Origin of the sequence: Trinickia mobilis, assembly GCF_017315705.1 — a bacterium.
GTDB classification, from domain to species: Bacteria; Pseudomonadota; Gammaproteobacteria; order Burkholderiales; family Burkholderiaceae; genus Trinickia_A; species Trinickia_A mobilis.
In genome coordinates this window covers 370316-381593 of record NZ_JAFLRF010000003.1, presented here as the reverse complement: position 1 = coordinate 381593, position 11278 = coordinate 370316, and the positions used below count along the sequence as shown (strand labels likewise).

8 protein-coding genes and 1 pseudogene are annotated in these 11278 nt (G+C 59.1%); 8 read left to right on the top strand and 1 reads right to left on the bottom strand.

The genetic code is table 11. The features are described from left to right. Nucleotides 1-101: 101 nt before the first annotated feature. A complete protein-coding gene (locus J3489_RS06685) occupies nucleotides 102-389 on the bottom strand; it encodes a hypothetical protein (RefSeq protein WP_206996915.1) in 288 nt (95 codons plus the stop codon). Between the two features lie 176 nt (nucleotides 390-565). Here J3489_RS06685 and J3489_RS06680 point away from each other — a divergent pair. The 8 genes and pseudogenes from J3489_RS06680 to J3489_RS06645 all read left to right on the top strand — a co-directional run bounded on the left by J3489_RS06680 (nucleotide 566) and on the right by J3489_RS06645 (nucleotide 10761). Beyond that, nucleotides 566-1988, top strand: a pseudogene (locus J3489_RS06680) (MFS transporter). Nucleotides 1989-2019: 31 nt separating this feature from the next. Continuing rightward, complete coding sequence (locus J3489_RS06675; RefSeq protein ID WP_206996914.1) at nucleotides 2020-2982, top strand: nitrilase-related carbon-nitrogen hydrolase; 963 nt, start codon at nucleotides 2020-2022, stop codon at nucleotides 2980-2982. Continuing rightward, nucleotides 2979-4049: a phenylacetaldoxime dehydratase family protein gene (locus J3489_RS06670; protein ID WP_206996913.1), complete on the top strand. Its 1071-nt coding sequence runs from the start codon at nucleotides 2979-2981 to the stop codon at nucleotides 4047-4049. The genes J3489_RS06675 and J3489_RS06670 overlap by 4 nt, the downstream gene beginning before the upstream one ends. A 148-nt stretch (nucleotides 4050-4197) precedes the next feature. After that, nucleotides 4198-4833 carry a glutathione S-transferase family protein gene (locus tag J3489_RS06665; protein ID WP_206996912.1) on the top strand — a complete coding sequence of 212 codons (636 nt, stop codon included), beginning with the start codon at nucleotides 4198-4200 and terminating at the stop codon, nucleotides 4831-4833. Nucleotides 4834-4981: 148 nt separating this feature from the next. Then, nucleotides 4982-6352, top strand: a complete 1371-nt coding sequence (locus tag J3489_RS06660) for an amidase (protein ID WP_206996911.1) — start codon at nucleotides 4982-4984, stop codon at nucleotides 6350-6352. A gap of 719 nt (nucleotides 6353-7071) precedes the next feature. Continuing rightward, nucleotides 7072-7962, top strand: coding sequence for an AraC family transcriptional regulator (locus J3489_RS06655; protein WP_206996910.1), 891 nt, complete (start codon nucleotides 7072-7074; stop codon nucleotides 7960-7962). Between the two features lie 214 nt (nucleotides 7963-8176). Next, the gene (locus J3489_RS06650; protein WP_206996909.1) at nucleotides 8177-8470 is read left to right on the top strand and encodes a hypothetical protein; all 294 of its coding nucleotides are present in this window, start codon (nucleotides 8177-8179) and stop codon (nucleotides 8468-8470) included. After that, nucleotides 8467-10761 carry a putative bifunctional diguanylate cyclase/phosphodiesterase gene (locus J3489_RS06645; RefSeq protein ID WP_206996908.1) on the top strand — a complete coding sequence of 765 codons (2295 nt, stop codon included), beginning with the start codon at nucleotides 8467-8469 and terminating at the stop codon, nucleotides 10759-10761. The genes J3489_RS06650 and J3489_RS06645 overlap by 4 nt, the downstream gene beginning before the upstream one ends. Nucleotides 10762-11278: the final 517 nt, after the last annotated feature.

Below are 11278 nucleotides of genomic sequence, written 5' to 3'. Positions count from 1 at the left end.
CACTCGAGCATGAGATCACTCCAATAGGAATGCATAGGATGTAAGCGCGCAAACCGGCCGCTCAGCAGGTCCGCTGATCGCCAGCTTCGGGTCAATGTGGCTCATCGACTCCGCGCGTCAACGAATTGACTGAGACGAATGCTGATCGGGCCTCCGGCGCGCGTCCTAAATAATCGTTCAAGAGCTTTATAAACGTTGTTATCCAATTGATTTGTATACGTTTTTTCCGTACCATTCAGGCGAACGAATCGGGCTGAAACGCGTTCCAGGCGGCCGGCATCGAAGGGATCAAGGCCGTGCTCAACGACACGCTTGAATGTCAGAGCAAGGCGTTGCGCGCCGTCATGTTGAACAGTGCGCTGTTTCAGATGCCCGGCTTCGCGGGCCAACAGACCCGCATGAGACGCGGTTTAGTTCGCTCCAATAGTACAGAAAATGTCGCGATAAATCATGCGCTTAGCAGCATTATGGCGGTTAATCACCGAACGATTTTGACACGCCATCCAGCGCTCCCTAGCATGACTCCCGTCTGCCGGATCGATAAATCCCGGCACAAAGGAGAGTCATGGAGACGCAAATCATCAACGCACAGCACGAGCCTTCGCGAGAGAAGCTCGTCATCATCGGATCGACGCTCGGCACGCTGTTCGAGTGGTACGACTTCTTTCTGTATGGAGCCGTTGCTTCGGTTTTTTCGAAGCAGTTCTTCGCACCGCTGTCCAGTTCGAGCGCCTATCTTTTCGCGCTGATCGCCTTTGGCGTCGGCTTTGCGGTGCGGCCGCTCGGCGCGCTGATATTCGGCCGGCTCGGCGACAAGATTGGCCGCAAGTACACATTCCTCGTGACCATCGTACTGATGGGTGGTTCGACATTCTGTGTGGGCCTTTTGCCGAGCTATGCGCAGGTGGGCATTGCCGCACCCTGCGCGTACTGCAGGGCCTTGGTCTCGGCGGCGAGTATGGCGGCTCGCGATTTCGATCTACATCCGCACCTCGCTGCATGAGTCACCCGTTTATGCCCGCATGAAGGCCGAAGGCAAGACCTCGAAGCAGCCGATCCGCGAGGCCTTCGGCAGCTGGACCAACGTGAAGGCGATGCTCATCGCGCTGTTCGGCTTGGTGATGGGCGTCACGACCGTGCTCTACACCGCGCAGACCTACAGTTTCTTCTTTCTCACGCAGACGCTGCGGGTCGACATCGGCACGGCGAGCCTGCTCGCGTGCGCAGCACTCGTCGTCAGCCTGCCGATGATGTGGCTCGCCGCCGCGCTGTCCGACAAGATCGGCAGAAAGAAGGTCATTCTCACCGGCTGTCTGCTCGCGACGTTCACCTTCGTTCCCGTGTTTCGCGGGATCACGCATTACGCCAATCCCGCTCTCGAAGCGGCCGCGGCGACAAATCCCGTCACGGTGCATGCTGCGCCTGGCGCGTGCGGGCTTCAGATTGATTTGCTTGGCACGCACCCGCCGAGCGGCGCGTGCGACAAGATCAAGGCGGCGCTAGCGAAATCCGGCGTGCCCTACTCGAACATGGTCGAGACATCGGCGGTGCAGCCGTCCGTCAGTATCGGCGCGACAACGCTCGCGGGCTTCGATCTCGCAGCTTTGCACGCAGCACTGATTCACGCAGGCTATCGCGAACAAGCCGACCCCGCTCGCATCAATCGTCCGATGGTCGTACTGATGCTCGTCATCCTGTGTGCGTACTTCTCGATGGTCTACGCGCCGCTGGCCGCCGCGCTTGTCGAGATGTTTCCCGTCCGTGTGCGCTACACGGCGCTGTCGTTTCCGTATCACCTCGGCAACGGCATTTTCGGTGGCTTTTTTCCGGCTGTCGCGTTCGCAATGGTCACCGCGACCGGCGACATCTACTTCGGCCTCTGGTATCCCGTCGTTTTCGCGGGACTGAGCGTCGTCATCGGCGGGCTATTCCTGCGCGAATCCGCCACCGGAGAAGAAGCACCCGAACCCACCCTCGCCACCCACTGACAACATCTCTATTCCAAGGAGTCGATTCATCATGAGCAGAAAGCTGAAAGTCGCCGTCGTACAGGCAGCGCCCGTTTCCTTCGATCTCCAGTCGAGCCTCGCCAAAGTGCGCGACCTGACTCAGGACGCGAGCGTGAAAGGCGCAAAGTTGGTCGTGTTTCCGGAGGCTTTTTTGTCTGCCTATCCGCGTGGGCTGAATTTCAATACGGTGATCGGACATCGCGATTGGGAAGGGCGCGAGTGGTATCGGCGTTACTGGGACAGTTCGGTGGATGTGCCCGGCCCCGCCGTCGATGCGCTCTCGGATATCGCGCGTGAGAACCGCGTGCAGTTGGTGATTGGCGTGATCGAGCGCGACGGCGGCACGCTCTATTGCACGGCGCTGTTCTTCGGACCGGACGGGGCGTTTCTCGGCAAGCATCGCAAGCTCGGCCCCACGGGCGCGGAGCGCCTGGTTTGGGGCCGCGGCGATGGCTCGACAATGCCGGTCTATGACACGGCCATAGGCAAAGTGGGCGCCGCGATCTGCTGGGAAAACTACATGCCGTTGTATCGGACGGCCCTGTACGGGAAAGGTATCGAACTCTGGTGTGCGCCGACGGCGGACGGCCGTGAAACCTGGCTGCCCACGATGCGTCATGTGGCGCTCGAAGGCCGCTGTTTTGTTCTGTCGAGCAATCAGTTCGCGCGCCGCTCGGATTATCCCGCCGATTACCCGGCGTTCCAGGATCTAGCCCAGGACGCGGTGGTGTCGGTTGGCGGCAGTTGCATCATCGATCCGTTTGGCACGGTCATCGCCGGACCGAATTTCGACGAAGAGACGATCCTCGTCGCTGACATCGATCTCGATGACATCCCGCGCGCCAAATTTGATATGGATGCGGTCGGCCACTACGCGCGCCCGGACGTGTTCCGCCTGCTGGTCAATGAATCGAGCCAGACGACTGTTGACACCGACTACGACGGATTCTCGAAAATCGAGTGTGCAAAATGAGCTTCCACTTCGAATACCCCCGAACCATCGCGGCAAGGCGCCCTGGTGAATTCAAACCAGCGGCGCCCAAGTTTCACGTCCGCTGGCAAGCCCCTGTAACGACGATCGTCTCTGACTACATCGCCGTACAGCGCCAGGCGTCGGACATGGCAGCCGAGCGCGCTTTTTTTCAGAGAATGCGCCGGGCCTTTGACAGTGCTTACGGGCCCGACAGCTTCGAGGAGATGCGTCAGACGGACGAGGCCGGAATGGTTAACTCGATCGTCGTAGCATACTGGACCGATATCGTCCGGTATGCGCTCTGGAAGCATGTGGATAGCTTCAACGCCTGGTTCAGGTCAACAGAGCGAGAGCAGGAAGCCGTCGGCTACTGGCGCGAGACACTCACGGTCCCGTACGATCGCATGGAGACCATCTTCTCCGAGCCGTACTACCACGCGGGCTTGGCGCGCACGCGCCAAGCCGCGCTGGAGCCGATGTACACGGCCGGCTATTTCGGCGCGATGCGTGACCGTCTGCCCATTTCGGCGATCGATCCGCTTAACTCGCCCTATGGCGAAACGACGCCGGAAGGCAACTATGCAGGAGGACCGGTAAGGCGGGTACGCGTCGATGTCCCACCGAACGTGGTAAGCATCAGATCCGGACAGGTTTGGCAGAAAGCGGAAGGTGAACAGCTCGACGACTACTATCAGAATCTGCAGCCCAAGCTCGAGACGGGCATGGCCTACCTGAAGGAGCATCCGGAAACCACTGGCTACCTGTCCCTGCGGGCAATCGTACATCTGGACAAGGATGGACAGGAATTGAGGGAGACGTCGAAGCATGGCTACTTTCTCGCGCTGGCCCAGCTGGAACGATGGGCAGCAGAGCACAAGAGCCATCTGGACATTTTCAAACACGCTCTTGCAATGCGCAGGAAGTACGGCGCCGATAGGCAAGTAGTGACTTGGCATGAGGTCTTTGTCCTGGGAACGACTCCATCCCTGGAGTACATAAACTGCCACCCCGGCACCGGCCTGCTGCGGTTTGCGAATGTGTGGGGTAATCCTCCCCCGTCAAACTGATTGTTCGAAGTCGCAGAGAGCACCTGCCGGTATAGACCGACTCATTCCCAAATCGCACGCGGCGCGCAGGTGCGTGCGATTTTTTGCAACCCGACGTCGAACGACGCATGAAATATCGTTACGGCAGAGGCCGGCGATAAGGCACACCATGCAAGCAGTCAGAAAACCAACCAGGCCGATTCAACTCTATTCAATGACATACTCCGGGCACGGTCACCGTGTCCAGCTCTTCCTGTCGATTCTCAATTTGCCCTTTGAAATAATTGACATCGACCCGACGAGCGGAGATTTGCGCAAGCCCGAGTTCCTCGCTCGGAATCCGTTTGCTCAAGTACCGGTCATCATCGATGATGACGTCGTCATCTTTGACTCGAATGCAATTCTCGTCTACCTGGCCAAGAAATATGCCCCCGATTCCTGGTTGCCTACCGACCCGGTAGGTAGCGCGACCGTGCAGCAATGGTTTTCGCTTGCGGCCGGGCAAATCGCTTTTGGGCCATGCGCGGCACGTCGACTAAAGGTCTATAACGAGGAACTGGTCCCGATGGGAACCGCAGTCGGAATCGCGACAAAACTGTTTCGTGTGCTAGACGGGATATTGTCGACGACCCCTTTCGCAATTGGCGACCATCCAACATTGGCGGATATCTCGGCCTACACTTACATCGCCCATGCACCTGAAGGTGGGTTGTCACTTGAGCCGTATCCGAACATCAGAAACTGGATCAGGCTTGTTGAGCTGCTTCCTGGCTTCGTCCCGATGCCGAAAGCGCCGCCGGCGTAACGTGCGCGACCTATTTGCGATCATAGAAATAGGGGGAAGCCAATCCGCGGTTTTGGTGCGCACTCGCACTGCGGCTCACTCAACGCGTTCGCGGCAGCAAAATCATCGCATTCGCTGAAGCAGCGCACATTTACATGGAGTCCGACGAATGAAAAAAGAAAGCCCGCAGCAACACCGTTTCCCGACCGGTCTGGAAATAGCGCAGTCGTACGCCGACGGAAAGAACAATCCCGTCGAAGTTGCAAAGCGCGCGTTGGCGAAGGCGGCAGAGGTGCCGTCCGTGTTCCTCAGCGTCACGCCGGAACGCGCACTGCGCGAAGCCGAAGCTTCTGCAGAACGCTGGCGGAAAGGCGTCCCGCTGTCGGCGCTCGACGGTGTCCCGATCGCGTGGAAAGACTTGTTCAATATTGCTGGAACCGTCACGACGGCCGGCTCAAAGGTTTTCTCCGAGCGCCCTGCTGCAACCGCAGACGCGCCGCTGGTGGCAAGCGCGTCGGCCGCCGGGTTGGTGTGCATCGGCAAGACGGGGCTCAGTGAATTCGCATTCTCGGGCTTAGGCCTGAATCCGCACTTCGGAACGCCGACCAATCCGTATCTTGACCACGGAACCCGAGTACCCGGTGGTTCGTCCTCTGGCTCTGCGATCGCTGTCGCTATGGGCATCGTTCCAATCGCGGTTGGGACAGACACGGGCGGTTCAATCCGAGTACCGAGTGCGCTGAACGGCCTGACGGGATACCGAGCGAGCCGCATCAGATATGACGGACGAGATTCAATCAACCTCGCACCATCCTTCGACACGATTGGCCCACTCGCTCAAACGGTCACAGATTGCGTCGCGTTCGACAACGTCCTGGGGGGCGTCTGTCCCGATAGCTCGTCGCCTACAAGCCTCGAGGAAAAGATATTCATCGTCGATCCCTCGCTCACTTCGCGTTACGGTGTAACCGCAGAAGTCGAAGGAAATTTCCGGGCATTCTTGAGTAACCTCAAGCGCAACGGCGCTGTAATCGAAGAGCGTGAACTTCCGTCGTTTGCTGACATCTACGCCCTTATTCGCGACCAAGGATGGCCAGGCGGTTTGGAAGCTTTTGCGCTGCATCGTGCTCTGCTCGACTCCCCGGACGCAAAACGCATCGATCAACGAGTTCGCGCGCGCCTGGAAGCAAATCGCTACGTTCCATCCGGACGGCTGACCGAACTGAGAGAGCACCGCGCACAGTTGATGAGGTCTTTTGCCGCCGAGATCGGCGATGCGACTGTAGCCATGCCGACTGTAGCGCACGTAGCCCCACCGATTGCAGATCTCGAGAAGGACTCTGACCTGTTTGCACGAGTGAACCTCACGACGCTCGCGCTCACGATGCTGGGTAGCTTCCTCGATACCCCTGCCATTGCGATGCCAACAGGCAAAGACTCACTGGGCCTTCCAACTAGTGTTCAGCTTATGCGTCGGCAAAGCGATGACGAAAAACTGCTCCAGCTAGGGCTCGCAATTGAATCAGAAATCGTCGGATAAGCTACAGAATCACGTCCTCGTCCTCTGGCTATTGCATGGCACCTGTAGATTAGGCAGGAAACACCCAATGGCATTTGCTCTGCCAAAGATCAGGGGTTTTGTAACAGGTCACAGGCCCAAGGAAACGCGATATCGACCCACCCCGCAAGAAGGATGGAGCCAGCATGTCCAACGTCACCGCTCAAATGAGTTTGAGACCAATCCGATTCGCGTTTCGGGTTCGCCCCGACGACCAAAATGGGATGCTGAAAGCCCCCGAATCTGGCAAACGTGGCCGATTACATCGCTTATTCAAGCGAGGCGCTATGCTAGCCATTGAGCAGGCAGTGATTCCGTGGCCCGCCGCACGCCGAATTCATTGGCCGAGATCCGAGGCGGGCCGGATGAAGAGAATTGACGCCGATTGCTCCGAGACCATTCTATGAAGAAGCCTTCGGAAGCTGGTTAGGCCGCGTCGCGCACCAACGGACATCATTAGCGGAATTAGCGAACTTCAACACCTGGACATGGAAGAGAAGCGCCCTCGCGAAGCTCGGCAGTGACTTGCAGTGAGACCATTGAGAATCGACGGCGTGCGAACGATGCCACGGATACCGACGCATCGGTTGCATCAATACCCCGAGAGTTGTGCCTAATCCTGCATACGGACGCACGGGTGAATCTATCTGCAGCTACCATGGGAGACTGGTACAAAGCCCGGATCGGTTTCGTTGCCCGCCATGAGATTCGATGCCTTCAAGGAAATTTCCCAGCTGGTCGCCCGTCATGCAAAAGACGAAGGTGCCAACGCTACGCCTATCGACAGCCTGGTAGTAGCGCGGTACACCTCCCGCTCACCGTCGATCCATTGCGCGCAATCGCCGGTGTTCGGGATGGTGGTACAGGGTCGGAAGAGCATCGAAATCGGTGGACACGTCGAACATTACGGTGTCGACGACTACCTATTTGTGTCGTTCGATGTTCCCGTGGCGTTTCGGGTGATAGAGGCTAGCGAGGAACAGCCGTGTCTTGGACTAGGTATGGCGATTACCCCGGAGCGTCTACACGAAGTGCTCGCGAGGGTGGACTTGCCGCCACACCCCACGGCAACCGAAGGAGCATGCAGTGTCATTGTCGCCCGTGCGAGCCTCGACTTGCTGGATGCGACGCTTCGCCTGTTGCGCCTGCTGGATGCTCCCGGCGACATCCAGCCGATGGCGCCCCTTATCGAGCAGGAGATCATTTACCGGCTTTTATCCGGGCCGCACGGCGAACGCCTGCTGCAACTGGCCGTGGCCGGCAGTCCAGCCAACGGGGTAGCCAAGGCGATCGCCTGGCTGCGCAAGCACTACGCGCAACCGCTGCGCATCCCGGAACTTGCCGACCAGGTCGGGATGAGCGAGTCCTCATTGCACCACCACTTCAAGGCAATTACCGGCCTTACGCCCATGCAGTACCAAAAGCAACTCCGACTTTACGAGGCACGTCGGCTAATACAGATCGAGCGCCGGAACATCGGCAGCGCCGGCTACGCAGTCGGTTATCAGAGCCGATCGCAGTTCAGTCGTGAATACAGCCGGCTATACGGGGTATCACCGCAGCACCACATGAATGGCAGCACTCATGCATGAACGGAGGAAGCTCCTCGCGAGCTCCTTCAGGTTCCGAGCTAAAGTCGGAACTGGTGTACAGGCGCGATGGGAGATTGAAGGCCGTGGCGGTTTCGTAGATCCACATATCCCAGAGTTCTTTCATTACCCAACCCGCCGCGCTCGGTGATCGGCACGGGGCACTGATCTGGGAGCTTTGAGGCGACGTTGTCCGTATTCCGCGGAAGTGAGAGAAATGACACGGATCTATTCAAAGCAGGATGACGCAGAAGAAATGGATCGGTTGTGCCTCTATCTCTTTGATGGTTGGTGCGAGCGAAGAAGGGTCATTCCACTTGCATATCTCATGCATGCATGGCCGATATTGACCACCGACCGGCTTGCCAGGATTCGATTGCAGAGCGCCCTGCAGGACCTCCAACAGTTTCATTCCGACTCGTTGACACAAGACGATCATCGGATTATCGAGCAGGTCTTGGCGATCAATGCCGACGCAGTAAAAACAAGACCAGAAGGCGTCTTGCCATGACGCTCGATTCAATCGAACCCGCCCCGCTGCGCATAGCCATCAGGTTGGGGACGGCCGGACCTGCAGACTCGGCCCCGTCGGAAGCTGAACACCTAAATAAAGAGCTCGCTAAACGCGAAGCTCACCTGCGAGAGCGAATCGCTGCTCTGACCGAGGCCGAGCGGATGGCGCATTTCGGCATGTGGTCGTTCGACCTGCTGGCCAAGGGTCCGGACTTCTCCGAGGAAGCGCGCCGCCTGCTAGGCCTTGCTGCATCACCATCCGGGCAGGCCCTGCCTGACTACCGCACCAACTTACACGCCGACGATCGCCGGCGCATCACCGAAATGGTGCGCGCTGCATTTACCCAGGGAAAGGCGTTCGACGCACAAGTCCGAGTGGTGCGCGAAGATGGCGGCCTGCGATGGTTGCGGTTGATCGGCGGACCCGATGGCAACGTTCCGCGCCGGTTGCGTGGCGTACTGTGCGATATCACGTCGCTCAAGCGCATCCAGATGCAGCAGCGCGTAGAGCTGGAGGTTGCCCGCCTGCTGGCCGGCACCGATGCACTTCCGCGGATCGCGGGCAAGATCATTCGCATCATCTGCCAGACGCTCGGATGGGAATGGGGCGCGTATTGGTCGCTGGATGAAGCGACGAACCAGATGCGCCTGCTCAGAGGCTTGAGCGTTGACCGCAAAGCCTATGGCGCGTTTGAAGAAGCCTCACGGCGCGTCTCATTTCCACCAGGCACGGGTCTGATCGGCGAGGTGTTTAGCAGCGGCGAGGCCCGCTGGGTTACCGATGTCAACAGGGATCAGAGTCTTTTGCGCCGCGAATGCGCCATCGAGATCGGTCTGCGCGGCGCTTTCGCTTTCCCGGTGCGAGGTGACGGGCGTGTAATCGGCGTGCTGGAATTCTTTAGCCGCTTTTCCCGCCAGCCGGACGCATCCTTGCCGGCGATCAGTCGCACGCTGGGCGCGCAGATCGGGCAATTCATTCAGCGCAGGCGCTCCGACGAGCGCATCCGCTACCTCGCCAGCTACGATCAACACACCGGTCTCCTGAACCGCACCTCGTTCAACGAACGGCTGCGCCAGGCGATCGCGCGGGCGCAGCGAGACAAACAGCAGGTGGCGTTGCTGTTCATTGACCTGGACGGCTTCAAGCGAATTAACGACACTTTGGGCCACGACGCCGGCGACGCCCTCCTGCGACAGTTCTCGCAGCGCCTGCGCGGCTGCTTTCGCGCGACAGACGCGGTAGCTCGGCTGGGCGGTGACGAATTCGCCGTGCTGGTGCTGGACTATGGAGGCGACGCAGAAGTGCTTGCACATTTGGCGCGCAAAGTGCTGCGTCGCACCGGCGAGCCATTCGGACTTCAAGGGCGGGAATATCGGCTCGGTGCCAGTATCGGCGTGGGGATCTTTCCGGACGATGGCACAGATGCGGTGACCTTGCTCAGGAGTGCGGACATTGCCATGTACCGCGTCAAACTGAATGGCGAGAACAATTTCCAGTTTTGTTCGGCCCGCGCGGATGCGCTCCAGCACGAGCGTCTGGTCTTGGAGGCCAGTTTGGCTCGGGCCCTCAAGCAAGACGAACTCTCACTGGTTTTTCAGCCCATCTATCATTTGGCGTCCCAGCGCATCACGGGCTTCGAAGCCTTGATGCGCTGGTCGCATCCGGAACTCGGCAATGTCTCGCCTAACCGCTTCATCCCGCTGGCCGAGGAAACCGGCCTGATCCGCACGCTTGGCCTGTTTGCGCTCAGGCGCGCTTGCGAGGAGGCAATGGGCTGGCCATGCCCACTCTCGGTGGCAGTCAATGTGTCGGCGCGCCAGCTGGTCGACGAGGGCTTCCCGCAGCAGGTGCGGCAGACCTTGCAAGCTACCGGTCTGGCCGCAGAGCGGTTGCGCCTTGAAATCACCGAAAGCGCGTTGATGCAGCCGCAGGCAGTCCCCCTGCTCGAACAGATCCGTGAACTGGGCGTGCACCTGTCGATCGACGACTTCGGCACGGGATATTCTTCGCTCGCCTACCTGAAGCGGTTGCCAGTGGACAGCATCAAGCTCGACCAGACCTTCGTGCGCGGCCTGCCGCACGATTCGAACGACACCGCCATTGCGGGCGCGGTCATTGCGCTCGGACACAAATTCAAACTGAGTGTCGTGGCCGAGGGCATTGAGCGGGACGACCAGTGCGAGTATCTGCGTGAGCTGGGGTGCGATGCGATCCAGGGCTACCTGATAAGCCGGCCGATGCCGGCCAACGAAGTGGCGGGATGGCTGCGCGCGACCTGCTCAACGTGACGAGCGCGAATAACATTCTTGCATCATGAATTCCGGTGAGTATTCTCGAGGCTTCTCGAGGCGAGGATCTCCACGTTTCGGTGCGTAGTTCATCGCAAGCGGGCTGACAAGCTTTTTTTGCCTGACGGCAACGGGGAAAATGTAGTGAATTTGAAGAATATGAAAATCGGGATGCGCTTGGGCGCGGGCTTCGGGCGCTCGACAAGCTGGTGTCCACGCCCGACTACCCCTCCGTTATGTCGTACTGCTGCCATCCATGTGCTGCGGCGGCGATACCCCGTATAGCCGACTGTATTCACGACTGAACTGCGAGCGGCTCTGATAGCCGACTGCGTAGCCGGCGCTGCCGATGTTCCGACGCTCGATCTTGTCTGCTTGCAGGATCAGGCACAACTCTCGGGGGATTGATGTAACCGATACATCGGTATCCGTGGCATCGTTCCCGTGCTGCCGATTCTCACGGGTTCGCCGCATGCCGGAGCAGCGCTTTCCGATTACTTCAGTTTCATTTTCAAGT

Bases quoted from the DNA above. Each gene is read 5' to 3' on its own strand.
- J3489_RS06650 (WP_206996909.1), top strand. From the start codon at position 8,177: ATGACACGGATCTATTCAAAGCAGGATGACGCAGAAGAAATGGATCGG.
- J3489_RS06675 (WP_206996914.1), top strand. From the start codon at position 2,020: ATGAGCAGAAAGCTGAAAGTCGCCGTCGTACAGGCAGCGCCCGTTTCC.
- J3489_RS06665 (WP_206996912.1), top strand. From the start codon at position 4,198: ATGCAAGCAGTCAGAAAACCAACCAGGCCGATTCAACTCTATTCAATG.
- J3489_RS06660 (WP_206996911.1), top strand. From the start codon at position 4,982: ATGAAAAAAGAAAGCCCGCAGCAACACCGTTTCCCGACCGGTCTGGAA.
- J3489_RS06670 (WP_206996913.1), top strand. From the start codon at position 2,979: ATGAGCTTCCACTTCGAATACCCCCGAACCATCGCGGCAAGGCGCCCT.
- J3489_RS06645 (WP_206996908.1), top strand. From the start codon at position 8,467: ATGACGCTCGATTCAATCGAACCCGCCCCGCTGCGCATAGCCATCAGG.
- J3489_RS06655 (WP_206996910.1), top strand. From the start codon at position 7,072: ATGAGATTCGATGCCTTCAAGGAAATTTCCCAGCTGGTCGCCCGTCAT.